This window comes from Rhodococcus sp. LMD, assembly GCF_056108245.1.
In genome coordinates this window covers 5,144,472-5,168,072 of the sequence record NZ_CM148557.1, presented here as the reverse complement: position 1 = coordinate 5,168,072, position 23,601 = coordinate 5,144,472, and the positions used below count along the sequence as shown (strand labels likewise).

Annotated in this window: 27 protein-coding genes; 6 read left to right on the top strand and 21 right to left on the bottom strand. The window is 69.6% G+C overall.

From position 1 onward, the window contains the following. Positions 1-11: 11 nt before the first annotated feature. Positions 12-1,838, bottom strand: a complete 1,827-nt coding sequence (gene edd, locus ACWPQI_RS23720; protein WP_268965667.1) for a phosphogluconate dehydratase — start codon at positions 1,836-1,838, stop codon at positions 12-14. Continuing rightward, entirely contained in the window at positions 1,835-3,298 is a 1,464-nt protein-coding gene (zwf, locus tag ACWPQI_RS23715) for a glucose-6-phosphate dehydrogenase (protein WP_268965668.1), read from the bottom strand. The genes edd and zwf overlap by 4 nt, the downstream gene beginning before the upstream one ends. A gap of 168 nt (positions 3,299-3,466) precedes the next feature. Here zwf and ACWPQI_RS23710 point away from each other — a divergent pair, with 168 nt between their 5' ends. After that, on the top strand, positions 3,467-4,651 hold the full coding sequence (locus ACWPQI_RS23710; protein WP_010594147.1) for an ROK family protein: 1,185 nt from the start codon (positions 3,467-3,469) through the stop codon (positions 4,649-4,651). A 5-nt stretch (positions 4,652-4,656) separates the two neighbouring features. Here ACWPQI_RS23710 and ACWPQI_RS23705 read toward each other — a convergent pair whose 3' ends face one another. The 9 genes from ACWPQI_RS23705 to ACWPQI_RS23665 all read right to left on the bottom strand — a co-directional run bounded on the left by ACWPQI_RS23705 (position 4,657) and on the right by ACWPQI_RS23665 (position 12,454). After that, complete coding sequence (locus tag ACWPQI_RS23705) at positions 4,657-5,832, bottom strand: ATP-binding protein (RefSeq protein WP_010594146.1); 1,176 nt, start codon at positions 5,830-5,832, stop codon at positions 4,657-4,659. 98 nt (positions 5,833-5,930) lie between these two features. After that, positions 5,931-6,539 carry a GAP family protein gene (locus ACWPQI_RS23700; RefSeq protein ID WP_474738863.1) on the bottom strand — a complete coding sequence of 203 codons (609 nt, stop codon included), beginning with the start codon at positions 6,537-6,539 and terminating at the stop codon, positions 5,931-5,933. Next, complete coding sequence (locus tag ACWPQI_RS23695) at positions 6,530-7,342, bottom strand: sigma-70 family RNA polymerase sigma factor (RefSeq protein ID WP_235435225.1); 813 nt, start codon at positions 7,340-7,342, stop codon at positions 6,530-6,532. The genes ACWPQI_RS23700 and ACWPQI_RS23695 overlap by 10 nt, the downstream gene beginning before the upstream one ends. 167 nt (positions 7,343-7,509) lie before the next feature. After that, positions 7,510-8,091, bottom strand: a complete 582-nt coding sequence (locus ACWPQI_RS23690) for a P-loop nucleotide/nucleoside kinase family protein (RefSeq protein ID WP_048771333.1) — start codon at positions 8,089-8,091, stop codon at positions 7,510-7,512. Positions 8,092-8,326: 235 nt separating this feature from the next. Then, on the bottom strand, positions 8,327-9,772 hold the full coding sequence (locus ACWPQI_RS23685; protein WP_048771335.1) for a CotH kinase family protein: 1,446 nt from the start codon (positions 9,770-9,772) through the stop codon (positions 8,327-8,329). A 95-nt stretch (positions 9,773-9,867) separates the two neighbouring features. Further along, positions 9,868-10,545 (bottom strand): DUF4956 domain-containing protein, encoded by a 678-nt coding sequence (locus tag ACWPQI_RS23680; RefSeq protein ID WP_048771337.1) that lies wholly within the window; start codon positions 10,543-10,545, stop codon positions 9,868-9,870. 42 nt (positions 10,546-10,587) lie between these two features. Continuing rightward, complete coding sequence (locus tag ACWPQI_RS23675) at positions 10,588-11,496, bottom strand: VTC domain-containing protein (RefSeq protein WP_474738529.1); 909 nt, start codon at positions 11,494-11,496, stop codon at positions 10,588-10,590. 233 nt (positions 11,497-11,729) lie between these two features. Continuing rightward, entirely contained in the window at positions 11,730-12,251 is a 522-nt protein-coding gene (locus ACWPQI_RS23670; RefSeq protein ID WP_474738528.1) for a DnaJ family domain-containing protein, read from the bottom strand. Positions 12,252-12,283: 32 nt separating this feature from the next. After that, positions 12,284-12,454, bottom strand: coding sequence for a hypothetical protein (locus ACWPQI_RS23665; RefSeq protein ID WP_162919342.1), 171 nt, complete (start codon positions 12,452-12,454; stop codon positions 12,284-12,286). Between the two features lie 25 nt (positions 12,455-12,479). Between ACWPQI_RS23665 and ACWPQI_RS23660 the strand changes: the two genes are divergently transcribed. Continuing rightward, a complete protein-coding gene (locus ACWPQI_RS23660; protein ID WP_010594137.1) occupies positions 12,480-13,001 on the top strand; it encodes a CGNR zinc finger domain-containing protein in 522 nt (173 codons plus the stop codon). 76 nt (positions 13,002-13,077) lie between these two features. On the opposite strand, the gene ACWPQI_RS23655 is transcribed toward ACWPQI_RS23660, so the two are convergent. The 9 genes from ACWPQI_RS23655 to ACWPQI_RS23615 form a co-directional block, all read right to left on the bottom strand. Then, the gene (locus ACWPQI_RS23655) at positions 13,078-13,857 is read right to left on the bottom strand and encodes a putative protein N(5)-glutamine methyltransferase (RefSeq protein WP_017680135.1); all 780 of its coding nucleotides are present in this window, start codon (positions 13,855-13,857) and stop codon (positions 13,078-13,080) included. Positions 13,858-13,880: 23 nt separating this feature from the next. Further along, the gene (locus tag ACWPQI_RS23650) at positions 13,881-14,171 is read right to left on the bottom strand and encodes a GNAT family N-acetyltransferase (protein WP_017680134.1); all 291 of its coding nucleotides are present in this window, start codon (positions 14,169-14,171) and stop codon (positions 13,881-13,883) included. 17 nt (positions 14,172-14,188) lie between these two features. Next, positions 14,189-14,650 (bottom strand): MarR family winged helix-turn-helix transcriptional regulator, encoded by a 462-nt coding sequence (locus ACWPQI_RS23645; RefSeq protein ID WP_010594134.1) that lies wholly within the window; start codon positions 14,648-14,650, stop codon positions 14,189-14,191. 45 nt (positions 14,651-14,695) lie between these two features. Next, positions 14,696-15,160: a carboxymuconolactone decarboxylase family protein gene (locus tag ACWPQI_RS23640; RefSeq protein WP_010594133.1), complete on the bottom strand. Its 465-nt coding sequence runs from the start codon at positions 15,158-15,160 to the stop codon at positions 14,696-14,698. Then, a complete protein-coding gene (gene bfr, locus ACWPQI_RS23635; protein ID WP_003938723.1) occupies positions 15,157-15,633 on the bottom strand; it encodes a bacterioferritin in 477 nt (158 codons plus the stop codon). Before bfr ends, ACWPQI_RS23640 begins: the two co-directional genes overlap by 4 nt. A gap of 45 nt (positions 15,634-15,678) precedes the next feature. Then, positions 15,679-15,876: a (2Fe-2S)-binding protein gene (locus ACWPQI_RS23630; RefSeq protein ID WP_006944063.1), complete on the bottom strand. Its 198-nt coding sequence runs from the start codon at positions 15,874-15,876 to the stop codon at positions 15,679-15,681. A 173-nt stretch (positions 15,877-16,049) separates the two neighbouring features. Continuing rightward, positions 16,050-16,853: an AIM24 family protein gene (locus ACWPQI_RS23625; RefSeq protein ID WP_474738527.1), complete on the bottom strand. Its 804-nt coding sequence runs from the start codon at positions 16,851-16,853 to the stop codon at positions 16,050-16,052. Further along, positions 16,802-17,506: an AIM24 family protein gene (locus tag ACWPQI_RS23620; protein ID WP_040269958.1), complete on the bottom strand. Its 705-nt coding sequence runs from the start codon at positions 17,504-17,506 to the stop codon at positions 16,802-16,804. The genes ACWPQI_RS23625 and ACWPQI_RS23620 overlap by 52 nt, the downstream gene beginning before the upstream one ends. An 8-nt stretch (positions 17,507-17,514) precedes the next feature. Next, positions 17,515-18,135 carry an AIM24 family protein gene (locus ACWPQI_RS23615; protein ID WP_003938727.1) on the bottom strand — a complete coding sequence of 207 codons (621 nt, stop codon included), beginning with the start codon at positions 18,133-18,135 and terminating at the stop codon, positions 17,515-17,517. An 81-nt stretch (positions 18,136-18,216) separates the two neighbouring features. On the opposite strand from ACWPQI_RS23615, the gene ACWPQI_RS23610 reads away from it, so the two are divergent. Together ACWPQI_RS23610 and ACWPQI_RS23605 are read left to right on the top strand one after the other, a co-directional pair. Further along, entirely contained in the window at positions 18,217-18,957 is a 741-nt protein-coding gene (locus ACWPQI_RS23610; RefSeq protein WP_119700171.1) for an IclR family transcriptional regulator, read from the top strand. Between the two features lie 102 nt (positions 18,958-19,059). Then, positions 19,060-20,244, top strand: a complete 1,185-nt coding sequence (locus ACWPQI_RS23605) for a 4-hydroxybenzoate 3-monooxygenase (RefSeq protein ID WP_017680129.1) — start codon at positions 19,060-19,062, stop codon at positions 20,242-20,244. 120 nt (positions 20,245-20,364) lie between these two features. Here the strand turns inward: ACWPQI_RS23605 and ACWPQI_RS23600 are convergent, their stop codons facing one another. Next, positions 20,365-21,057, bottom strand: a complete 693-nt coding sequence (locus ACWPQI_RS23600; RefSeq protein ID WP_017680128.1) for an SDR family NAD(P)-dependent oxidoreductase — start codon at positions 21,055-21,057, stop codon at positions 20,365-20,367. A gap of 132 nt (positions 21,058-21,189) precedes the next feature. Between ACWPQI_RS23600 and ACWPQI_RS23595 the strand changes: the two genes are divergently transcribed. Together ACWPQI_RS23595 and ACWPQI_RS23590 are read left to right on the top strand one after the other, a co-directional pair. Then, a complete protein-coding gene (locus ACWPQI_RS23595; RefSeq protein ID WP_017680127.1) occupies positions 21,190-22,083 on the top strand; it encodes a LysR family transcriptional regulator in 894 nt (297 codons plus the stop codon). Between the two features lie 145 nt (positions 22,084-22,228). Next, on the top strand, positions 22,229-23,593 hold the full coding sequence (locus ACWPQI_RS23590) for an MFS transporter (protein ID WP_040269953.1): 1,365 nt from the start codon (positions 22,229-22,231) through the stop codon (positions 23,591-23,593). The last annotated feature ends 8 nt before the right edge of the window (positions 23,594-23,601 follow it).

Here is a 23,601-nt window from a genome sequence, read left to right as displayed (position 1 = left end):
CGGGGTCTCCTTCACGCGAAGTCGGATTGAAAGACGCTGGCGCCGTGGGTGGCCGGGCCCACGGTGGCCCGCAGGCCCGCGAACAGCTCACGGCCCGTGCCGGTCCAGGCGTCGTCGGTGGGGGCGTGACCGGTCGCCGCGCGGCCGGCGAGCGTGGCGTCGGACAGGTGCACACACAGCGAGCCGGCGACGGCGTCGACGGTGATCGTGTCGCCGTCGCGGACGCGGGCGAGCGGACCCCCGGCCGCGGCCTCGGGCGTGACGTGGATGGCGGCGGGAACCTTGCCGGACGCGCCCGACATCCGGCCGTCGGTCACCAGCGCGACCCGGCGTCCCCGATCCTGCAGCACCCCCAGCGCGGGGGTGAGCTTGTGCAGCTCGGGCATCCCGTTCGCGCGCGGGCCCTGGTAGCGCAGCACGGCCACGACGTCGCAGTCGAGTTCGCCGGCCTCGAACGCCGCGAGGAAGTCGGCCTGGTCGTCGAACACCCGGGCCGGAGCGGTGACGACGTGGTGCTCCGGGGCGACCGCGGACACCTTGAGTACGGCCTCGCCCAGGTTGCCGTCGAGCACCTTGAGTCCGCCGTCGACGGCGAACGGATCCGCGACGCCGCGCAGCACGGTGCGGTCCAGGCTCTCGGACGGCCCGGCTTCCCACCGCAGCGTCCCGTCGCGCAGCCGCGGTTCCTGCGTGTACCGGTGCAGCCCCGGCCCGGCGACGGTGGTGACGTCGTCGTGCAGCAGGCCCGCCGAGAGCAGGTCCGAGACCACGACACCGAGCCCGCCGGCGGCGTGGAAGTGGTTCACGTCGGCCGCGCCGTTGGGGTAGATCCGGGCGAGCAGCGGCACGACGGCCGACAGGTCCGCCAAGTCGCGCCACGTGAGGGTGATCCCGGCGGCCCGGGCGATCGCCACCAGGTGCATCGTGTGGTTGGTGGAGCCGCCGGTGGCGAGCAGTGCGACGCAGCCGTTGACGACGGCCCGCTCGTCGACGACCTCACCGACCGGGGTGAAATCGGAGCCGAGGGCGGTCAGGCCGGTGACGCGGCGCGCGGCCTCGGCGGTGAGCGCGTCCCGCAGTTCGGTGCCGGGATTGACGAAACTCGCGCCGGGCAGGTGCAGGCCCATCACCTCCATCAGCAGCTGATTGGAGTTGGCGGTGCCGAAGAACGTGCACGTGCCGGCGCCGTGATAGGAGGCGGCCTCGGCCTCGAGCAGGTCTTCGCGGCCGGCGCGGCCCTCCGCGTAGAGTTGCCGCACCCGGGCCTTCTCGCCGTTGGGCAACCCCGACGTCATCGGCCCGGCCGGGACGAACACCGTCGGCAGGTGCCCGAAGCCGAGCGCGCCGATCAGCATGCCGGGGACGATCTTGTCGCAGACACCGAGCATGAGGGCTCCGTCGAACATGTCGTGCGACAACGCGATTGCGGTGGACATTGCGATGACGTCGCGGCTGAACAGCGACAGCTGCATGCCGTCGCGGCCCTGGGTGATGCCGTCGCACATGGCCGGGACGCCACCGGCGAACTGCGCGATGCCGCCCGCCTCGAGGACCGCCGCCTTCAGCCGCGCCGGGTAGTCCTCGAAAGGCCGGTGCGCCGAGAGCATGTCGTTGTAGGAGGAGACGATCGCGATGTTCGGCTTCACCAGCCCGCGCAGGGCGGACTTGTCGGCAGGTTCGGCGGCGGCGAATCCGTGGGCCAGGTTGGCGCACGCGAGACGCCCGCGGGCGGGGCCCTTGTCGGCGGCGGCACGCAGCCGCTCGAGGTAGGCGCCGCGCTCGGCGCGGCTGCGCCGGACGATGCGGTCGGTGACCCGGTCCAGAACGGGATGGCTCATACGGAAGTTCCTTCGTACCAGGCGCGTCCGTCGCGCTCGATGAGGGTGGTCGCGTCGGTGGGGCCGGACGTTCCCGCCGGGTAGCGGCGCGGCATCCGACCGGTGCGGTCCCAGGTCTGCAGGATCGGTTCGACCCACGCCCATGCGGTCTCGACCTCGTCGCGCCGCATGAACAGGGTCGGGTCGCCCCGCACCACGTCCATCAGCAGCCGCTCGTACGCGTCGGGGGAGGGCCGGTCGAACGCGTCGACGTAGTTCAGATCCAGTGAGACCGGGCGCAGGCGGATCCCGCCGGGTCCGGGTTCCTTGGCGGTCATGTGCAGGCAGATGCCCTCGTCGGGCTGCAGCCGGATCACCAGGCGATTGGGTTCGGTGGCGCCCTCGGCGCGGGGAAACATCGGGTGCGGAACGTCCTTGAACTGCACCACGATCTCGGAGCTGCGCTTCTCGAGTCGCTTGCCGGTGCGCAGGTAGAACGGCACGCCGGCCCAGCGCCAGTTGCGCACCTCCGCGCGCACCGCGACGAAGGTCTCGGTGCGGCTGTCCGGGTTCTCGACCTCGTCGCGATAGCCGGGAACGGCACCACCGTCGACCAGTCCGGGTCCGTATTGCCCGGTGACGGTGAATCTTTCGACGTCCTCGGCCGTCATCGGCCGCAGTGCCTGCAGCACCTTGAGCTTCTCGTCGCGCACCGTCTCGCGGTCGACGACCGTCGGCGGTTCCATCGCCACCAGGCACAGCACCTGCAGCAGGTGGTTCTGCAGCATGTCGCGCAGGGCCCCGGAGGTGTCGTAGTAGCCGCCGCGGGTGCCCACCCCGAGGGATTCGGAGACGGTGATCTGCACGTGGTCGATCCACGTCGAGTTCCACAGCGGCTCGAGCAGGGTGTTGGCGAACCGGGTGACCAGCAGGTTCTGGACGCTCTCCTTGCCGAGGTAGTGATCGATGCGGAAGATCTGCGACTCGTCGAACACCTCGCCGACCGCGTCGTTGATCGCGTGGGCGGAGGCGAGGTCGTGGCCGATGGGCTTCTCGAGCACCACCCGGGAGGTCGGTTCGACGAGTCCGTGCCGGGCGAGGTGATGGGAGATCGGCCCGAACAGCGAAGGGGCGCAGGCGAGGTAGAACACGCGCACGGAGTCCGGGGGCAGGACGTCGTGCAGGGCGGACCAGTCGTCCCCGCCTGCGAAGTCGAGGCTCACGTAGTCGAGGCGGTCCAGGAACCGGGTGAGGGTGCCGGCGTCCAGCAGGGGCGCGGGCACGAAGCGCGCGAGCTCGCCGCGGACCTTGTCGCGGTAGCCGTCGGTGTCGAGGCCGGCGCGTGCGGCGCCGACGATCCGGCTGCGGGGCGGCAGCTGGCCGTCCCGATCCCGCAGGTAGAGGGCGGGCAGGAGCTTACGGACGGCGAGATCGCCGGTGCCGCCGAAGACGACGACGGTACAGGGGGCGGCGGGTGACATGGCGTGTCCTCCCGAATGAGGGGGTGAGGGCTGTCACTCGCAACCGTAGAGCATCTTCCGCACTGAAACAACAAACTTACGCATTTCTAAGAACAAAGTCCGGTGCGGTGCGGCTCCCGGGTGCGGCACCGGGCCCTCTCGGGTGCGCTTCCTTGGTTCAATGGCGGTATGAGCCGATCCTCCAGCGCGCCCGCCACAGCGGGCGAGGTCTTCGCCCTCGTCCGCGCCGGCGCCGCGACCACCCGAAGCGAGATCGGGCACCACACCGGGCTCTCCCGCACCGCCGTCGCCGCCCGGGTCGCGGCGTTGCAGGACCTCGGCCTCGTCGTCGAAACGGAGGAGGGGCCCTCGACCGGCGGACGCCCACCCCTCACCCTCACCTTCGGGGCGGGGGCGGGCATCGTGCTCGTCGTCGCGATCGGCCGCAGCCGCACCCAGCTCGCCGTCTGCGATCTCGCCGGGGACCTGCTCCGCACCGAGGACCTCGAGCAGGAGATCGGGGCGAGCCCGGGGGAGCTGATGCCGAAGGTCGCCGCGCACCTCGCCGACCTGCGCGCCGCGCTCGGTCCCGGCGCGCCCCGCACCGTCGGCATCGGGGTGAGTCTGCCGGGCACCGTGGACACGGCCCGCGGCTGCAGCCTGGATTCGCCGATGATGGCCGGCTGGGACGGCGTCGAATTGCAGCCCTTCCTCGCGGACCTCGGCGGCGCGCCGGTGTTCGTCGACAACGACGCGAACGTCATGGTCCTCGCCGAAAGGCTGGGCGAGCGAAGAAAATTCGACGACATGCTCCTCATCAAGGCGTCCACGGGTCTCGGGGCGGGCATCGTGTCGGGCGGTGTGCTGCAGCGCGGCGCGGTGGGCGCGGCCGGCGAGATCGGGCACACCAAGACCGCTGCGGCGCAGGGCGTCCTGTGCCGCTGCGGCGACGTCGGCTGCGTCGAGGCGATCGCCGGGGGCTGGGCGCTGGTCCGTGACCTGCAGGAGCAGGGCCGGGACGTGACCCACATCCGCGACGTCGTGGCCCTCGCCGTCGGCGGGGATGCGGAGGCGCGCCGCATGATTCGCGACAGCGGCCGGCGGATCGGCGAGGTGATCGCCGGGGCCGTCAACCTCCTCGACCCGGCGGTGCTCGTCGTCGGCGGTGACATGGCCGAGGCCTACGACGTGTTCGTCGCCGGACTGCGCGAGACCCTCTATCGCGATGCGGTGTCCGTGGCCACCCGCGCCCTGCAGATCCTGCCCTGGTCGCACGGCGATCGCTCCGGGATGATCGGTTGCGCCTCCATGGCTCTCGACCAGGTGCTCAGCGTGCGCGCCGTGGACCGGATGGTGGCCGAGCGGGGCCGCTGACCCGGTTACTCCGCCGGCTGACGGCGGATGAAGTCGGCCATGCCCGGGACGGTGAAGGCGATGCGACCGTGTTCCGGCGCCCAGATCAGGCCCTTGCGGATGGCCGAGTTGCGGACGTCGCTGACGCCGGTGGCCGTCGAGCCCATCAGCTGGGCGACCTTTCCGGACCGCGGTGCCTCCTCACCGGCGGCGGCGAGCGCGGCGAGGTAGCGGCGCTCACGGTCGGTGGCCCGGTTCCAGCGCGACGGGAAGAATCCCTCGTCGAGGTGACGGCGGCCCACCTCGACGGCGAGCTCGGCATCCTCGAGCTGGAAGGGGCTGTGCGGAGCGACGTTCCAGATCGCCTTCCCGAACTCCTGCAGGAAGTACGGATAGCCCCCGCTGGCCTGGACGAGCACGGCGAGGGCGTCGTCGGTGAAGTCCCCGCCCTGGCGACGCACCGGGATCCGCAGGGCGTCGGCGGCGGCGGTCGGCGAGAGGGGGCCGATGGTGCTGTAGAGGAACTGGCGCTCCGCGTACGAGCGGTTGCCGGCCAGGACTGCGGGAAGATTGGGCAGTCCGGCACCGATGAGGAAGAACGGCCATTCCCGCTGGCTCGCCCGGTGCTGGACGGCGAGCAGCGCCGACAGCAGATCGGAGTCGAGGTCCTGCATCTCGTCGACGAACAATCCGAAGGCACTGGATCTCGGCCGCAGTTCGGCGGTGATCGCCTCGACGAGTTCCTCGAGGTCGAGGTCGATGTCCCCGCTGGCCGCCGGGGGCTGGTCGAGGGAGAAGCTCGCGGTGGCCGGCCCGAGGCCGAGGCCGAGGGAGAAACCCCGGGCGAGATCGATGAGCGGATCGATCGCATGCTGGATCCGGTGCTTGCGGCTGTAACGGCGCAGTCCGACGGTCAGCTCCTGGGAGAGCTTGGCGCGGACGGCGCTGGTCCCGGCCTCGTTGGGTCGCGCCTCGAGGGCGATCGTCAGCCAACCCTGCCGGTCGGCGTGCTCGACGAGGGCGTTGAGCAGGGTCGTCTTCCCGACTCCCCGCAGTCCCGACAGGATGAGTCCACGGTCGTAGTTCTGCCGCTTGCTGCGGGCGACGAGGAGTTCGAACGCCCCGATCTGCTCGTCGCGTCCCTCGAGCGCCGGCGGCCGGAGACCGGAGCCGGGCTTGAACGGATTGAGCTCGAGGTCCATGAACCGAGTATAGAGACTTATGGCGACTTATCTGAACCTCTCCATAGTTGTCCATAACTGCCGATAGATTCGTCGGCCGAGCTCCTTCGCCGTCCGACTCACAGCCCGGCGATCCCGTTGCCGATCAGGATCAGGCCGAGGATCAGAAGAACCGCCGCCATGATCACCGTGTGTTGGCGGGTCATCCACTCGTCGGCGGCCGCGAGCGCCCGGTCGGCACGGTCGGCGAACACGCCGCGCACCGCGGGCGGGGCAGCCACCCCCAGACTGGCTACGACCGCGAAGACGATCAGCGCCACGATCTGTTCGGGAACGCGCGCAGTCGCGTCCGCGATCACCACCGCGCCGGCTGCAACCAGGGCGAGGTTCTTCGGATTCGCCGCCGCAAACAGAAACCCGAGAGCCAGAGCCCGTCGAGCGGTCATGGTCTGGGCGGCCGCCATCCATCCGGGCACGGTGGATTCCTCTCCCGGCTGCGGCCGCGAGTACCACTTCCGGACGGCCAGGAGGACCAGCACGACTCCCAGCACGAGTTTCGCAGCAGCGGCCCACCAGGTGGGCTCGTCAGACAGCATGATCACATCCGCCACCGCGATGACCACGGCGCCCACCACGAGCAGACCCGCGAACCAGCCGCCGACGAAGGCATAGGAGACGCGCAGCGGCCGCTTGGTGACCAAGAGCACCGACAGCATCACTATCGGCATCGCCGCCAGCAGCAGGCCGACCGCAATCGGCAGGGACTGCCCGATCGCACCTGCCATGAGCCACCCCTCGGATCGCCGATCATCGATCTCCGACGAAGAGTAGTCGCATCCCCGTCCGGTGGAGACGGACACGGTCGCGCGGTCTCCTCCGGGCCGACACCCAGTCCTCCGCGACGCGGATCTTGTCCCCCTGTCTCTGCCACCCCGCCCGTCCGAGCGTCCGGATCACCCGTTGGGGAACATGAAGCACACATACGGTCCGGTACACCCCGGTCGGGACAACGACGGGACGTGCACGCTCGGCACCGCACACCGAACGGCCGGCGGCACGCAGGCCGGGTCGCGTCGCGGCGCCGGGCATCGAGCGGAACCGCCGTGCCTCGGCAGGTGATCGGCTCATCCGCAGGCCGGGTCAGGGCGACGCGCAGCCGAGACAGTGCGCGGTGCTGTCCGAGCCGGACCGCGCCGGGCGTGATGTGCAGGACGGCGGCGGTTTCCGCCGTCGACATGCCGTGGACGACCCGCAGATGCAGGATGTCGCGTTGCCTGTCGGTCAGGACGTCCAGCAGCGCATCGATGCGACGCCGCTCGTAGCGGCGCCGTGCGTGGGTTTCGGGAGCCTCCGGTCCCCACGGTACGTCGGGAACGTCTCCGACCGGTGCTGCGTTCCGTGGATCCGACCGCACGGCATCAGGATTCCCGGGGTCGAGCGCAGCGGTGCGCTGCTCGATCCAGGGCCGCGTCGTGTCCGCACTCGATCGTAGGGAGTCGGACGGAGGCCCGTCGTTCACAGGAGCTGTCATCGAGTCGTGCCTTTCCTTGCTGTGACATGACGCATCGCGTCCGTCCACGCACCCACACAACCGGACGTTCGCCCGGCGTCCATGGGAGTGCGTCGTGGATCTGCTGGGAACTGCGTCTGCGGCGAACCCGGCAGGCGTCGGAGACACCGGTCACCGGGGTGTCGATGTCACTGCGGTACCGGAGATCCGCCGCCGAGCGCGCAGGGGTCCGTTCCGTCCTGTGTCAGCACGTCGAACACTCGGCTCTTCGCATTGTCGCGGGTGGTGACGACGACCTGGTCCCACGGGCTCCCGGCCGTGGTGTCGTCCTCGTCGGTGAGGTGCGATCGCAGAACGGTCCATCGATGCCAGTGCCGCGCGAACGACGACTCGTTCACAACGCGCCCGCGAGCGTGCTGCCCGGCTTGCGCGACATCGCGGGGTACGTCGAGGAAGACGAGCACCGGCGTCCAGCCTCGCCGCCGCGCCAGGCGAGCCGTCCAGTCGCGTCGGCGGCTGCGTGTGGCGGTGTCGTGAACGGCCACAGGCCCTTCGCTCCGGTGCGGTCCGGCCAGGAGAGTGCGCACCACGTCGAGGGTGTGCATGAGATGGACGAGTGGCCGATACCGGCGATACGGCAGGTCCGGCGGAAGCGCGGCGGCGAGGCCTTCGGCACGGCGTTCGGGATCGAGAACGGTCAGACCCGGGATGTCGTGCTCGATCCGGCGAAGCAGGGTGCTCTTACCCGCTCCGGGAATGCCACCGACCATCAGGAAGACGGCACCGGTGTCGCGCCCGGACGGATGTGCCAGGCGGGAGACCGTCGGAGCTGAAGCGGCTATGACGATTCCTTTCCCCGCGAACAGGTTCGCGATCGATTCTGCCGTCTCCAGAATGCCGGCACGGACTGGGCCGCCGCTGAGACCTTCCTGAGGTCCGGCTGTGAAACCGGGCCGCACCGCGCGGCCCGCCTCTCATGCCTCGGCCGGTCCCCACTCACGCAGCTCAGCAGTCACGCAGCTCCGCGAGCGCAGCGGTGCGCTGCTCGATCCAGGACCGCATCGAGTCCGCACTCGATCGCAGGGAATCGGCCGGGAGCCCGTCGCTCACCGGAACGGTCGCGACGAGGGTGTCGAGCATCTCGAGGGCGCGTCCGCTGCCGTACATCTGGTCGTACAGTTCCCGGTAGGCGTCCTCGTAGACGCCGGTGAAGGCATCGGATCCGAGAAACCGTGTCTTCAGCGCATTGCCGGACTGCATCCGGCCATCTCCCGGGGGCGCGGCTGCGTCCGAGGGCATCGCGCGCGGCTGAGCCACCGCGCCGACGCCGGCGGGTGGGGTACCGCGGCCGTCCTGCCCGGCGCCGCCCCTCGCTCCGGGGCCCATCGAGACGGTGTCGTGCGGGCCGGTCGTGGCGTCACCTTGCATGGCCAGGTTCAGGTCCCACGACACGACGGAGAGCCTGCCCGTCCCGAGGTCGTACCAGAGGTAGTAGTTCTGGCCCGGCCCGCTCATGTCGTCGCCGTTGACGAGCAGATTCTGTGTGGTGACGTACCGCGCGAACGAGTCCACGTCCACCCACTCCGACAGGTGTGCGTCGAACTCCTCGTCGCCCGCCGAATCCAGCCACTCCAGGAAGCGGACGATCGGCTGCAGGTTCCCCGTCCCGACCGCGTTGATCTGCTCGAACTGGTCGGCGTAGTCCGACTGGTCGTCGCCGACATACTCGAACCGCGACGACGCATCCGCCTTGTACAGATAGCCTTCGGAGTCGAACAGGGAGTTCGCATAGGTGTCGTCGGGATGTTCGAGCAGCAGGCGCGTGGTTGTGGCGCTGCCGTTGACCGAATAGACCGTGTACGCGTAACGCTGTGTCGGCTGCTCGGTCTCCGCGGTCAGCGACAAGGCCATCGCCTCGTTGAGCACGGGCGAACCGGGGCGCACCGAGATCTCGGTCATGCCCTGGTAGGCGCGGCCGTCGGCGTTCTCGTCGAAGCTGACGAGCAGCGGCAGCGACGTCGGATCGTCCGCGGTCGCCTGCGACATGCCGCCCGTGGCCGGCGGCTCGAATCCTTCGGGCAGCTCCAGCCCCGCCGGTGGTGCGACGCCCTGACCGCCGACGCGAGTACCGGTGCCGCGCAATCCCATCAGGGTGGAGTTGCCCTTCAATCGCACCGAGACGTCGGTGATCAGCGTGCCGTCGAGGGTGACGTCGGCGGTGACCCACTTCTTCTCGCCGGTGCTCTGGAAGGCGGTGATCATCTCGTCGTACTCCGCGTCGGTGATCTCGACCGAGAGTTCGTGCGGGACAGAGGCGTCGAACAGGTCCACCGTGCCGGTGATGTTGTCGGTGATCTCCGAGGCGATGATCGTCGGGTCGCCGGTGAGGTACGGCCGGATGCGGGTCGCCCCGAACACGGTCGCCAGGATCGTCACGAACGCGACGAACACCGCCAGAAGTTTCCAGTGCTGTCGTAACGACACCGGGATCCGGTGCCGGAGCCGTCGTCGCGGTGGCGGCTGTCCGCCGGTCGGCGTCCCGCCCATCAGATGTCCGTCTGGTCGTAGCCGGTCAGGACCGTCACCCGCTGACCGGTGTTGACCGCGCTCAGGGCCGAGATCAGCTCGTTCGGCTTCGCGTCCTTCTTCAGCTGCGCGGTGTAGTACAACTCGGTCAGCGCCCCGGAGCGGACGGATTCGGTGGAGACCAGCTCGAACTCGGTGCAGTACCGGACGAGCTCGTCTTCGACCATCGCGCTGTACTGCTGCTCCGGCGGTACCTGCACCTTGACGACCTGGCGCCGGACGTCGAGCTCGAACCAGTTGAACTTGCTCATGATCAGCAGCACCAGGCAGATCGCGATCGTCGCGGCGATCGCCAGCAGGTAGAAGCGGGTGCCGGTGGTCATGCCGACGGCCATCACCAGGAAGATGAAGCCCACATCGCGAGTTTCCTTGATGGCGTTGCGGAACCGAACCACCGACAGGGCGCCGACGAGTGCGAACGCGCGGGCGATGTTGGAGCCGACGACCAGCATGATCAGCGCGATCACCATGCCGACCAGTACCAGGGTCTGCACGTAGGACTGGCTGTAGGAGACGTTCTTGTGGGTGTGCCGGTAGACCCAGCCGATGATCGAGGCGAGGACGAACGACAGTGACAGCGACACGATGATGTCGAACGTGGTGAACGTCCCGCTGAGGTCTTGCAGGTCGAAATTCATGAGAGTCCTGGTTCGGTGTAGGGACGGGAACAGGGCGGCAGGTCAGGGCACCGTCGTCGTGGTTTCGAGGAGGCCGGTCGGCGCACGGCCGTCGAAGCCTTGCGGCAGAACGAGTTCGGGAGCGCCGAACCGGGAGCGGGGCGCGAGACCGAACGCCTCGACGGACTGGCAGTACTTCGAGACGCGGACGACCGACATGTCCATGCGGGCAGTGAGATCGGTCGCCCAGTACGGAACGCGTTCGTTGGCCTTGAGTTCGACGATCGCGAGTTTCGGCGGCACGACGAACCGGTTCTGCGCTCCCGACGCGAAGCCGAAATCGCGGTCGCGGCCGTGCACCTTGTGGTCGATCGTCACTCGGAGACCGAGGTCGGCCTCGCGGCCGACGAACGCCTCCCGCAGATATCCCGTGGTCACGATCGGTCGCAGGTCGAGATTGCCGATCAACGTCGTCACCTCGTGGACGAACGGACGCTGCGGGGGATCACAGCCGACCTCCTGCCGTCCGTCGAGCCAGCGCTGCGCCGTCCCGTACGGCATCGCGATGCCCCGCTTCTGGGTGACCCGGTTGACGCGCTGCTTGATCTCGATGTGCACCGGCGTGTCGTGGGTGCATTCGGAAGGGTTGCCGTACAGACGCATCCGCAGTTTTCGCCGGAATCTCAGGCCTTCGATCTTCTCCCAGTAGAACCGCAGGTCCGGCGTGTCGTAGTAGAGCGAGGTGACCGGGTACCCGCCGTGTGGAGAATACGGATCGGTGTCCATCCGTGCCGTGAGTTCCCGGCGCAGGTCGGGAACCTTCAGTTCGTCGACGAAGTACTTGATCTCGTAGCGGTTGAAGGCATGCAGGCTACCGGCGGTCTGCCGGTAGCCCGTCGGTGCGGTGGGAACGGCGTCAGTCGGGGGCATGTCCTGCGGGGTGGACGTGCGGAATCGGTCGAACATTCCCATGGAACCCGGCCTCTCGTCGAAGAACTGCGCTGCGGTGAACGCGATGCGAACGAGACCAGTACAGCCGGTGACTCTCGAGGGATCTTGGGACGTTCCTGGCAGTCTGCTGGCAACGTGCCGGGATCGGGACTCGTACCCGCGACACGAATCGACGAACGCACCGACGACCGCTGTCGCGTACGGCTGCGAAGTGCGCGGCCGTGCGGCACCGACGAAGGCCGTCCCGCGCGTCGTCAGGTTCCGGCGGGCCGGAACCTGACGACGCGGTGCCACCAGCGTCGACGCGGCGGCTCGGCGGTGTACTCGCGCAACGCTGCGGCCGCCGCCGCGGCCCGCTCGGCGCGTGTCGACCGCAGCTCCGCCCGGTCCGCGGCCCACTGGCGGACGACCGCTTCCGGATCGACCCGATGAACGGGAACCAGGGGACCGCTCGGTGCGCGCAGGCAGTCCACGATCCGCCGGTTCAGCTCCCGGACGATCTGCCGCACCGCCGGCTCGGAGGGCACGTCGCGCACGGTGTCGCGCAACCGCTCGACCTCCTTGCGCAGCTGCAGCGGGGGCGGCAGCAGGGCCTCGGTCGAGAGCCCTTCCCGGCGCAGGTAGTCCTTGACCCACCACAGCTCGTCGTCGCTGCGATGCGGAATCGGCTTGCCCGCGCCACGCAGGTTGTCGAAGTCGCCCCGCTCCTGCGCGACGCGGATCTGGCGTTCGATCCACGACTCGAAGGTGATGTCCGGCCGCTTGCGCTCGGTCATGGAGGCGATTGTCCTCCGCGAGGCGTCGGGTTTCACGCTCGGCGCGTCACCGGGACCGTCGCCGACACGCCGATCGGATCGGGGCGGAGGGGTGTCGAGACCAGGCGCCAGCGGCCACATGCGCAGCGCTGATACCGCACCACGCCTTCGCTCGTCGGGTGGCGGGAGACCTCGGTCCAGTGGTGGCTGTGGGATGTCGGCATGCCACCAGCGTGGTGTAATGACATTGTGCATCTCAACCCTTACGGCGAGTATGCCGTGCGCCTCGCCGCGGAGCTGGTGAACGACCCACCCGCGACAGTCGACGCGCTGGTGCGCCGCTGCCTCGAGGCGGGCCTGGTGATCGACTTTCCCGTCGGTGCCGGCGACCTGCGCGACGTCGAGGCGATGCTCGAACGCTGGTGCGGGATCGTCGACGCGACCGGTGACGCCGAGCGTGCCGCGCTCGTCAACGAGATGCTGGCCGCCGCTTCGGCGTATCCGCGGATGACGAATCACGCGGGGGACGGCTGGCACCTGCACTACCGGGACGATCAGCATTCGCTCGCCGGGGTGCTCGAGGCGCTGATCTCTGTCGGTACGGCCCTGCACCTGGTGGGCCGGGGCATGCACCGACTCGGCCGCTGCGCCCTCGACGAGTGCGACGACGTCTACGCGGACACCTCCCGTAACGGGCGGCAGCGGTACTGTTCGCCGCGGTGCGCGAACCGCGACGCCGTGCGCCGGCACCGCGCCGTGCGCGCCGGCTGAACCGCGCCGTGCGCGCCGTCTGAACCGCGCCGTGCGCGCCGTCTGAACCGCGCTGTGCGCGCCGGCTGAACCGCGCTCAGCGCGGCGCGGTGCCGACGACGACGGTCGCGAAGTCGTCGTCGCTGTGTGCCACCTGCGGGGTCAGCCCGTTCCGGTCGAAGCACGCGGCGATCCCGTCGGCCTGCTGCGTGCTCGACTCGACCAGCAGATGTCCGCCCGGCGCGAGCCATCGTCCGGCCGCCGCTGCCACCCGGCGCAGCACGTCGAGGCCGTCGGCACCGCCGTCGAGGGCGATGCGGGCTTCGTGCTCCCGGGCGTCGGCCGGCAGGAGCGCCAGGTCCGCGGTCGGGACGTACGGCACGTTGGCGAGCAGGAGGTGGACGCGCCCGCGCAGTCCCGCGGGCAGCGGGTCGTAGAGGTCGCCCTCGTACACGTGGCCGCCGAACGCGGCGAGGTTGCGGCCCGCGCACTCCACCGCCGCCGGATCGAGGTCCGTCGCATGCAGTTCCACGTCGGCGACGGCCGCCGCCACCGCGGCACCGAGCGCCCCGGATCCGCAGCACAGGTCGACGACGACGCCCGGCGCGGCAAGCGCGACGGCGCACTCGACGAGGAACTCGCTGCGCCGGCGGGGGACGAAGACCCCGGGGGTCACGTGGATGCGCAGGCCGCGGAACTCGGTCCAGCCGAGAACGTGCTCGAGCGGTTCGCCGGCGGCGCGCCGGCGCACCGAGTCGGCGAGGTCGCCGGGCGTCCGGGCGGCGTCGATCAGCAGCCGCGCCTCGTCCTCCGCGAACACGCACCCCGCCCGTCGCAGGGTGGCGGCGACGGCGGTGACGTCCGGTGGGGGCGGCATGCGGTGGTGCCCGGCGGCGGGTCTCAGTCGGCGAGATCCTTGTATTCGGGATGCTTGTCGATGAAGCCGTCGACGAACGGGCAGATCGCCACGACGCGCTTTCCGCGGGCGCGGACGTCGTCGAGCGCGAACCGCACCAGCGTGCTCGACAGGCCCCGGCCCGAGTAGGCGTTGTCGACCTCGGTGTGGTCGAACACGAGCTGGACGTCGCCGTCGGGGTGGTACTGGGTGTAGCCGACGACGGTGTCGCCGTCGCGCAGTTCGTAACGCTGGCGCTGCGGATTGTGGACGGCGACGACGGACGGGTCGCTCATGGCATTCCTCCGGCTGTTCAGGTGTTCTCGAGCAGGTGCGTGCGCATCGCGGTGTACGTGTCCCCGAAGCGGGTCACGTCCCGGGGACCGAGCAGGTCGAACACGTAGGAGCGTACGGCCTCGACGTGCCCGGGACTGGCCTGGGCCAGCTTCGCGGCCCCGGCGTCGGTGAGTTCGGCCAGCATGCCGCGCTTGTCCTCGTCGCATTCGACGCGCCGGACCCACCCGGCGTCGACGAGGCGGCTGATCGCGCGGGTGACGCCGCTGCGGGTGGTGACGACGGCGTCGGCGAGCGCCCGCATGCGCAGCCGCCGGCCGGGGGCCTCCGAGAGCGCGACCAGCAGCTCGTAGTCGGTGAGGGACATGCCGGAGTCCCGGGTGAGCTGCCGGTCCAGGGCATTCATCAGCAGGCGGGTGCTGTCGAGGTAGGCGCGCCAGGTGCGCTGCTCGTCGTCGCTGAGCCACCGGGTCTCCGTCATTGCTCGAGGATAACCGGATGGTTGCTCGGGAAATCAGTTCGGCCGTTACTCCTGCGGGGGACGGACGGGGTGGCGGCTGACGATCGAGACCCGGTTGAACGTGTTCATGGCCACGGCGACCCACGCGATCGCGGAGAGCTGGTCCTCGGTGAGCCGGGCGCGGGCGAAGGCGTAGTCCCGGTCCTGGGCCCGGCTGTCCGGTAGCTCGGTGATCGATTCGGCCAGGGTGAGGGCGGCCTGCTCCTGCTCGGTGAACAGGTCGGTGTCCCGCCAGGCCCGCAGCACCGCCAGCCGCTGGGTGGTCTCGCCCTCGCGGAGGGCGTCCCGGACGTGCACGTCCAGGCAGTAGGCGCAGCCGTTGATCTGCGAGACGCGGATGTTCACCAGCTCCACGAGCCGACGCCCGAGTCCGGCGTCGGCCGTGGCCTGGCGTATCGCCTGGGCGACCGCGATCTGCGCCCGGTACACCGGGCGGGTCTGCTTGTCGATCGGGACGCGCTTGTCGCTCACTCCGGCGGTGAGACGTGCACGGAGATGTAGAGGGGTTCGCCGAGCTGCTCGAGCAGGCCCAGCTGGGTTTCCAGGTAGTCGATGTGCTCTTCCTCGTTCGCGAGGATCTCCTCGAAGATGCGGGCCGAGGTGATGTCGTGGACCGAGCGCATGTACTCGGCGCCCTTGCGGAGCCGGTCGCGGGCCTCGATCTCGACCTGCAGGTCGGCCTCGAACATCTCCTTGACCGTCTCGCCGAGCCGCAGCGTGCCGAGGCGCTGGTAGTTGGGCAGGCCCTCGAGGAACAGGATCCGGTCGGTGAGGGTTTCGGCGTGCCGCATCTCCTCGAAGGATTCGGCACGGGTGTGCGCGGCGAGCTTCGTCCAACCGTTGTTGTCCTGCATCTTCGAGTGCAGGAAGTACTGGTTGATCGCCGTGAGCTCGGCGGTGAGCTGCTCGTTGAGGTACTCGATGACCTTCTTGTCGCCCTTCATGGCGCCTCCCGGGGACCGAACGCGGATCGACCGCCGGGTACAGGTCTAGACGGCGGTCTCGAGTTCGATCCTCTCATCCCGCTCGCGGGATGCGCGAACGATCGCCGAGATATTCCGTACGCAGCGTCCGCAGTCGGTGCCCGCGCGGCAGGCCGCGCCGATCTCGCGTGTGCAGCGCGCGCCGGCAGCGATGTGGGCCTCGATGTGCCGGTGCGAGAGAGCGTGGCAGCTGCAGACGATCATCGAGACCCTCCTGGACGTACTACTTAGGTTCACCAAACCTTACCTCAATGAGGTGTGGCTTACCTGTGAGCGTAGTCACAGTTCGGTGGCGGGCGCCCCGGGCAAGTGCCCAGTCCCGACCCAGGGCGCCCGGGCCCAGTGCTGCTGGGACGACTCAGTGCTTCTGGGACGGCTCAGTGCTGCTGGGACTGCAACTGCGACGCCACCACCTGGTTGATCCGCTGCAGACCCCCGGGGGTCAGACCGGGCAGCTGTCCTTCGATGGTCCGGACGACCGCGCTGTCGTCGATCACCTTCTCGCTGGACTGGACGAGCACGGTCCCGGCGCCCGTGAAGTCGAACTGCCGTTCCTCCCCGGACTGCACGCCGAACATGCGCGCCCCCGCAGCCACGAAGCCGTTCACCCACGCCTCGTCGTAGTGGTGGCTCGGCGACGGGCAGTCCGCCCAGCCGACGAGCGCCTCGGGGTCGACCCGCAGGGGCGGCTCGGCGAACATCACCGGCCCGTTCGACGAGGCGAGGAACTTGCCGGTGCCGATCAGGGTGAGGAAGCCGGGCACGATCGACTGGTTCAGCGACAATCCCGGCTCGAACGCGAGCAGGTTCGCGGCCCGGATGGTCAGATTCCCGTCGTCGAGGTCGTAGGAGTTGATGTCGTAGCCCCGGTCGCCGATGATCAGCTTCCCGTACCCCTCGGCGACGACGTAGTCCCCCATGTACAGCGGCGCCGAGAACTGATGCGCGACCATCTGCAGCAGCTGCCCCTGCAGTCCGTGCGTGAGCGAGGTGAACTGCACCTGCCCGTAGTAGGCGATCATCGCGCCCTTGGACAGGAACCACGGGCTCTGCAGGTCGATGCAGAAGGCGTAGTGATTGCCGGGCAGGTTGTCGCTGCCGACGAGATGAGAGGGATTGAGGACGACGCTCACAGTTTCTCCTCGGACGCTTGCACGTAGACGATGCCCTGACCGGTGCATTCGAGCTGAAGGCCCTCGCCGCCGCTGCGGCCGGCGTTGCGCCAGCTCATGGCGGACTTCAGTTCCGTCCGCACCGGTCCGGACGCGGCGATGAACGACTGCGGGTCGACGACGACCGGGGCCGGACCGCCCACCTGCAGTTCGAGGAAGCCGCCGTGCCCGAGCAGCACCGCGGTGCCGCGCCCCGACAGCTGGGTGGTGAACATGCCGGTGCCGGTCACCATGCCCGTCGCGGCGTTGCGCAGCGCGCCGAGGAAACCGCCGCCCCCGCCGCCGCCACCGCCCGCCGGCGGCGCCGACATCGACACCACCGAACTCTGCAGGCTCGCGGTGTAGCCGAGCAGCCGCGACGCCTCCACCCGCAGGTCACCGCCGGCGGACAGGTCCACCACGTGCACCTCGAGGCCGCGGAAGCCGTAGTGGACGACGCCGTTGCCCTGCGCGAGCATCGTGCGTTCGTGCTCGCCCTGCATCATCCGTCCCGCCATTCCGGCGATCCCGCCCATGCCCGGCATCCCGCCGGCGCCGGGCACCTGATGCGGAGCGAACTGCACCATGCCCGTATAGAACAGCATCGCCCCGCGGCGGGCGACGACCGGACCGGACTGGTTCAGATCGACCTTGACGACCTTGCCGTTGATCTTCGAGAACATGCTCTCCCTCACCGCTCCGCCGGCTGGATGGACACGACGCCCATGCCGTCCCACCGCAGCGAGAACGCCTCGCCGCTGCCCTGCCCGACGAACGTGCGCCACGAGACGTCGGTGACGAACGACTGGCTCAGCTGTCCCTTCGCGCACACGAACGCGTCCGGGTCGACGACGAGCGGATACTGCGGGGAGACCTCGAGGTGGATCAGTGGACCGCCGGCCGAGAGCAGCGCCACTTGCCCGCTGCCGGTGACCGTCGTGGTGAACAGGCCCTGGCCGCTCATGTTGCCGCGCACCCCGGCGAACGTGACGTTCGTGCCGAGGTTGCCGTTCAGGGCGAGCAGTTGCTCCGATTCGACCTGCAGTGTCTCGTTGTTCAACTCGAGCACCGTGACGTCCTGCCCCTGGTGGGCGAGATAGACCACGCCATTGCCGCTGCACTCCATCAGCGACAGACCCTCCCCGGTGGCCCGCTGGCGCAGTCCGGCCAGCACGCCCTCGCCCCCGCCGAACCCGGCCGACTTGAACTGCACCTGGCCCTCGTACGCCACCATCGACCCCGACAGTGCCCGGACACTGGTGTTGTTCAGGTGCGCCTCTATGACCCGTTTCGATTTCTCGACCAGTCGCATGCGGGAAGACGATAGACGCTCGGCCGCCGGTTCGCCCTTCCGGCTCGGCGCCCGGTGGCGCGGACACTCCACAATGTATGCGTGCCCGATGCTCCCGACCGGTCCCTGCTCGGCCGTGCCTTCGCAGTGCTGGGCGCGTTCACCGCCGAACGGCCGCGCCTGACCCAGTCGGAACTGAGCCGCCGGACCGGACTGCCCCTGCCGACGGTGTTCCGGTTGTGCGGTCAGCTCGTCGACGCCGGAGCGCTCGAGCGCCGGGCGGACGGCAGCTACCAGATCGGGGTGCGGGTGTGGGAACTCGGTGCCCTCGCGCCGCGGGCTCACGGTCTGCGCCAGGTGGCGATGCCCTATCTCGAGGACCTGTTCGACGCGACGCGGGAGAACGTGCAACTCGTCGTCCGCGAGGGGCTCGAGGCCCTGTACGTGGAGCGGCTCTCGGCGCGCGGTGCCGTGCCCGTCGTCGGCCGGGCCGGTGGCCGGCTGCCCCTGCACGCGTCGAGCGGTGGGTTGGTGCTGCTCGCCCACGGCGGGCCGGAGCTGCTGCAGGAGGTGCTCGATGCCGGACTCGAACGGTTCACCCCCGCCACGATCGTCGACGAGTCCCGGCTGCGGCGGGTGCTCGACGACATCCGTCGGACCGGTGTCGTGATCGCCCGTGAGTACCTGAACGTCGGCACGATGGCGATGGCGGCGCCCATCCGGGAACGCTCGGGCCGGGTCGTCGCCGCGGTGTCGGTGGTGGTGTCGGTCGAGGCGGATGCCGCGCCGCTGATCCCGGCGATGCGGGCCGCCGCCAGCGGCATCTCCCGCAGGCTGACCTGAAAGCCGTCTTTCGTTGAGTGAAAGCGGGGGGTGACGACGTGGTCCTTCCTCCCGGACAGTGAGGGGCATCACCGATCGTCCCCGTTTCCGAGGAGTCTTCCCATGAGCGAGTCCCGCACCCAGGTCGCGATTGTCGGCGCCGGCCCTGCCGGCCTGATGCTGTCGCACCTGCTGCATCTGCGCGGAATCGAGTCCGTCGTGCTCGAGGCGCGCTCCCGGGAGGACATCGAGGCCACCATCCGTGCGGGCGTGCTCGAGCAGAACACCGTCGACCTGATGGTCGAAACCGGGGTCGGCGACCGGCTGAAGGCCGAGGGGTACGAGCACCACGGCGTGGAGTTCCGTTTCGGGGGCCGAGGACACCGCATCGCGTTCGACGAACTCGTCGGCCGTGCGGTGACCGTCTACCCGCAGCACGAGGTCAACAAGGACCTCATCGCGCGCCGCCTCGCCGACGGTGGCGACATCCGCTTCGGTGTCTCCGACGTGCAGGTCCACGATCACCTCACCGATCGGCCCTACCTCACCTACACCGATCCGCAGGGCGACCCGCAGCGTCTCGAGGCCCTGCTCGTCGCCGGGTGCGACGGCTCGCGCACCAGCACCCGCGGTCTCATCCCCGAGCCGCAGATCCGCACCGACCACTTCCGTCAGTACCCGTTCGCGTGGCTCGGCATCCTCGCCGAGGCGCCGCGCTCGTCCGAGGAGCTGATCTACGCGCGGCACGAGCGTGGCTTCGCGCTCGTCTCGACCCGGACCGCCGACGTGCAGCGGCACTACCTGCAGGTCGATCCGGACGACGACATCGCGAACTGGTCCGACGACCGCATCTGGAGCGAACTGCACGCCCGGGTCGACGGGGAGGGTGCCGAGATCAAGGACGGCCGGATCTTCGAGAAGTCGATCCTGCAGTTCCGCAGCTTCGTGTGCGAACCCATGCAGCACGGCAACCTGTTCCTCGCCGGCGACGCCGCGCACACAGTCCCGCCCACCGGCGCCAAGGGCCTCAACCTCGCAGTCGCCGACGTCTTCGTGCTCGCCCGGTCGATGGACGAGTACCTCGCCCGCGGCGACCGCGCCCGGCTCGACGGCTACACCGAAGAGGTCCTGCCGCGCGTGTGGCGGGCCCAGCACTTCTCGTGGTGGATGTCGTCGATGCTGCACACCCACCCGGGCAACAGCCCGTTCGACAACAAGCGGCAGGACGCCGAGCTCGACGCGGTCACCCGCTCCGTCGCGGGACGCACCCTGATCGCCGAGCAGTACACCGGCTGGCCGCTGGTCTGAGACGCGGGAGTTCGCTGCGCGGTCCGCTCGGCGTCGGCCGACCGGTCGCGCCGAGCGGGCCGTGACCGCGGCATCGGCCGAGTAGCCCCGACGACAAGCTCCCACTGGACGCGGCATCCGTCAGTACGACGCGCGGCCGCCACTCGCGTCGTACACGGCGCCGGTCGAAAAGCTCAGCGCGTCCGAGGACAGCCAGGCGACGAGTTCGGCGATCTCGTCGGGCCGGCCCATCCGGGCCATCGGCGTCAGGCTCTGCGACCGGGCCAGGATCGCCGGATCCGTTCCGGCGTTCATCGGGCTCTCCACCGCCGCGGGCGCAACCACGTTGGCGAGCACCCCGGTGGTCGCGATCTCCTTGCCGAGCGACTTCGTCAGCGCGATCACCGCGGCCTTGGACGCGGAGTAGGCGCTCTGGTTCGGGTTGCCGTCCTTGGCGGCGATGCTCGCCAGGTTCACCACCCGGCCCCAGCCGGCGTCGATCATGGCGGGCACGAAGGCGCGGCACATGAGGAACGTGCCGTCGACGTTGATGCGGAACGTCCGCTGCCAGTCCGTCAGGGCGGTGTCGACGAGCGGGGCCGACGGACCCACCACCCCGGCGCTGTTGACGAGGATGTCGACCCGCCCCAGGCGTGCGCGCAGCCGGTCGACGGCCTGGGGATCGGTGACGTCGACGTGCTCGTCGGCACCGTCCGCGACGTCGGCGGTGACGACCCGGATGCCTTCGGCGGACAGCCGCCTCGCGCAGGCCGCACCGATTCCGCTCGCCCCGCCGGTGACGAGCGCGGTCGCGCCCGAGGGATAGGTCACCATGCGCTCGCTCCTCGCGGGTGTGCCGGTAGTAGTCTGAATCCATGTGCGAAATCGAAACAATCGACGACGCACCATGTACGGATCTGGATATACGGCTGTAGGCGCAGCCGTCAAGTCCCCGGAGGGATCGAGATGGAGATCCGCTGGCTTCAGGCCTTCGTCGCCGTCGCTGAGGAACTGCACTTCGGGCGGGCGGCCGCCCGCTTGCAGATGGCGCAGTCGCCGCTGAGCCAGACGGTGCGCAAGCTCGAGAAGGACCTCGGTGTGCCGTTGTTCGAACGCAATACGCGCAGCGTCGCTCTCGCGGCCGGGGGGCATGCCTTCCTGCCCCACGCCTACCACATTCTCGAAAGCGTCGAGACGGCACGACAGGCCACGCGCGCGTCCGCCGGCGGAGTGTACGGCCGCATCAAGATCGGGTTCACCGGTGTGCTGAACCATATTTCGCTCCCCCCGCTGACGCGGGCGCTGCGGCAGCGGTACCCGGACATCGAACTCGATCTCGTCGGCCGCATCATGACCCGGGAGGCCGTCACCCAACTGGAAAGCGGCGCATTGGATCTCGCGTTCGTCGGGCTGCCGGTCCAGTCCACGGCGGTGGCCACCCGGCTGATCCGCCGCGAGTCGTTCGGCGCCGTGCTGCCCTCCGACCACCCGCTCGCCGGGGAGGCGGAGATCGACCTGCACGACCTCGCGGACGACGGCTTCATCACCACGCCGCTGTCGGCGGGGTCGGCCCTGCAGGAGAGCGCCATGCGGGCCTGCCTCGACGCCGGATTCCGCCCGCGCGTGGTCCAGGAGATCACCGACCCGTACATGATCCTGGTGCTCGTCTCGGCCGGTGTGGGAGTGGCGCTGATGACGTCGAGTATCGCGACGATCACGCCGCCGGGCACGGTCTTCGTCCCTCTCGCCGATGAATCCGTCTACATGCACCACGGGATCGGCTGGTCACCGCGCCGCGTGTCCCCGGCGCTCGAAGTCGCCTTGCGGGTCGCCGAGGAGATCCTTCCCACTCCGGATTGAGACGACAATCGTCTTTATCTGAGACTTTTTCAGTGTTGGACGCTGCATAGTGCGGCGTGTCAGGCTCGTTCCGTTCCGGCGACTGTGAGGGCCATCACCGAAGGCCGACTCGGCGTCCGTCGGATCCTGGGACGAAAGGAACGCCATGGCGAACACACACGCTGCCGGCCCCGACGGACGACCGAACGAGAACGCCCGCCGGGCGGCCATCTCCGGTTTCCTGGGCAGCACCCTGGAGTACTACGACTTCTTCATCTACGGCTCCGCCGCAGCGCTCGTCTTCGGGAAGATCTTCTTCCCCGGCGACGGAGCGACGTCGACGCTGCTGTCGATCGGCACCCTCGGCGTCGCCTACATCGCCCGCCCGCTCGGCGCGGTGCTGTGGGGGCACTGGGGCGACAAGTTCGGCCGGCGCAACGCCCTGCTGGCCTGCCTGCTGCTGATGGGCATCGCCACGTTCGTGATCGGCTGCCTGCCCACCTACGAACAGATCGGCATCGCCGCACCGGTGATCCTGGTGCTGCTGCGCCTGCTGCAGGGCCTGTCGGCCGGCGGTGAATCCCCGGGCTCGTCGTCCCTGACACTCGAGCACGCCCCGGCGAACCGGCGCTCGTTCTTCACGTCGTTCACCATGAGCGGCATCATGTTCGGCATCGTCATCTCGAGCCTCGTGTTCATCCCGGTGGCGTCGCTTCCCGACGAGGCGCTCTACTCGTGGGGCTGGCGAGTGCCGTTCTGGCTCAGCATCGTCGTCACGGTGGTCGCGGTGTGGCTGCGCCGCAAGCTCGACGAACCCGAGGTGTTCGAGGAACTCCAGGAGAACGGCGACACCGCCGCCCTCCCCGTCGTCGAGATGTTCCGGTCGCACTGGCGCACCGTCGTGCGGATCAGCCTCAGCGCCACGTTCGCCATGATCAACACGATCGTCAACGTCTTCGCGCTCGCCTACGCCGTGCAGGTCGAAGGCTTCGAGCGCTCCACGATGCTGTGGGCGATCGCCACCGCCAACTTCGTGGCGGTGCTCAGCCAGCCCGTCGCCGGGCTGCTCGCCGACCGGATCGGCCGCAAGCCGGTGTTCGTGTTCGGTGCCCTCGGCTCCGGCGCGATGGTGTTCGTCTTCTTCCACGCCATCGGAACCGGAAGCGCGCCATTGGTGTTCGCCTCGGGAATCGTCCTGATCGGTTTCTTCTACGCCATGCCGAACGGTGTCTACCCGGCCTACTTCCCGGAGCAGTTCCCGGCGCGGGTGCGCTACACCGGCATGGCCGTGAGTCTCATGCTGGGTCTGCTCGTCGCCGGATTCACCCCCGCCGTCGCGCAGCTGCTCTCGGCGGGCGACACCAGCAACTGGACCCCGGTCGCCTGGATGTGCCTGGGCTTCGCGGTGCTGTCGTCGATCGCCGCCCTCACCGGGCCGGAGACCTACCGCACCCGCACCGAGGACCTGGGCGAGCCTCGCCCGGCGTCAGTGGCGCGACCGGCGCAGGAACTCGTCCGCAGCGACGTCTGACCGGCCAC

What these genes read in the sequence shown, in the direction of transcription:
- edd (WP_268965667.1), bottom strand. Translation starts at nt 1,838, where the DNA reads ATGAGCCATCCCGTTCTGGACCGGGTCACCGACCGCATCGTCCGGCGC.
- zwf (WP_268965668.1), bottom strand. Translation starts at nt 3,298, where the DNA reads ATGTCACCCGCCGCCCCCTGTACCGTCGTCGTCTTCGGCGGCACCGGC.
- ACWPQI_RS23710 (WP_010594147.1), top strand. Translation starts at nt 3,467, where the DNA reads ATGAGCCGATCCTCCAGCGCGCCCGCCACAGCGGGCGAGGTCTTCGCC.
- ACWPQI_RS23705 (WP_010594146.1), bottom strand. Translation starts at nt 5,832, where the DNA reads ATGGACCTCGAGCTCAATCCGTTCAAGCCCGGCTCCGGTCTCCGGCCG.
- ACWPQI_RS23700 (WP_474738863.1), bottom strand. Translation starts at nt 6,539, where the DNA reads ATGCCGATAGTGATGCTGTCGGTGCTCTTGGTCACCAAGCGGCCGCTG.
- ACWPQI_RS23695 (WP_235435225.1), bottom strand. Translation starts at nt 7,342, where the DNA reads ATGACAGCTCCTGTGAACGACGGGCCTCCGTCCGACTCCCTACGATCG.
- ACWPQI_RS23690 (WP_048771333.1), bottom strand. Translation starts at nt 8,091, where the DNA reads ATGGTCGGTGGCATTCCCGGAGCGGGTAAGAGCACCCTGCTTCGCCGG.
- ACWPQI_RS23680 (WP_048771337.1), bottom strand. Translation starts at nt 10,545, where the DNA reads ATGAATTTCGACCTGCAAGACCTCAGCGGGACGTTCACCACGTTCGAC.
- ACWPQI_RS23675 (WP_474738529.1), bottom strand. Translation starts at nt 11,496, where the DNA reads ATGGGAATGTTCGACCGATTCCGCACGTCCACCCCGCAGGACATGCCC.
- ACWPQI_RS23670 (WP_474738528.1), bottom strand. Translation starts at nt 12,251, where the DNA reads ATGACCGAGCGCAAGCGGCCGGACATCACCTTCGAGTCGTGGATCGAA.
- ACWPQI_RS23665 (WP_162919342.1), bottom strand. Translation starts at nt 12,454, where the DNA reads ATGCCGACATCCCACAGCCACCACTGGACCGAGGTCTCCCGCCACCCG.
- ACWPQI_RS23655 (WP_017680135.1), bottom strand. Translation starts at nt 13,857, where the DNA reads ATGCCGCCCCCACCGGACGTCACCGCCGTCGCCGCCACCCTGCGACGG.
- ACWPQI_RS23650 (WP_017680134.1), bottom strand. Translation starts at nt 14,171, where the DNA reads ATGAGCGACCCGTCCGTCGTCGCCGTCCACAATCCGCAGCGCCAGCGT.
- ACWPQI_RS23645 (WP_010594134.1), bottom strand. Translation starts at nt 14,650, where the DNA reads ATGACGGAGACCCGGTGGCTCAGCGACGACGAGCAGCGCACCTGGCGC.
- bfr (WP_003938723.1), bottom strand. Translation starts at nt 15,633, where the DNA reads ATGAAGGGCGACAAGAAGGTCATCGAGTACCTCAACGAGCAGCTCACC.
- ACWPQI_RS23630 (WP_006944063.1), bottom strand. Translation starts at nt 15,876, where the DNA reads ATGATCGTCTGCAGCTGCCACGCTCTCTCGCACCGGCACATCGAGGCC.
- ACWPQI_RS23625 (WP_474738527.1), bottom strand. Translation starts at nt 16,853, where the DNA reads ATGCACCGGTCAGGGCATCGTCTACGTGCAAGCGTCCGAGGAGAAACT.
- ACWPQI_RS23620 (WP_040269958.1), bottom strand. Translation starts at nt 17,506, where the DNA reads ATGTTCTCGAAGATCAACGGCAAGGTCGTCAAGGTCGATCTGAACCAG.
- ACWPQI_RS23615 (WP_003938727.1), bottom strand. Translation starts at nt 18,135, where the DNA reads ATGCGACTGGTCGAGAAATCGAAACGGGTCATAGAGGCGCACCTGAAC.
- ACWPQI_RS23605 (WP_017680129.1), top strand. Translation starts at nt 19,060, where the DNA reads ATGAGCGAGTCCCGCACCCAGGTCGCGATTGTCGGCGCCGGCCCTGCC.
- ACWPQI_RS23600 (WP_017680128.1), bottom strand. Translation starts at nt 21,057, where the DNA reads ATGGTGACCTATCCCTCGGGCGCGACCGCGCTCGTCACCGGCGGGGCG.
- ACWPQI_RS23595 (WP_017680127.1), top strand. Translation starts at nt 21,190, where the DNA reads ATGGAGATCCGCTGGCTTCAGGCCTTCGTCGCCGTCGCTGAGGAACTG.
- ACWPQI_RS23590 (WP_040269953.1), top strand. Translation starts at nt 22,229, where the DNA reads ATGGCGAACACACACGCTGCCGGCCCCGACGGACGACCGAACGAGAAC.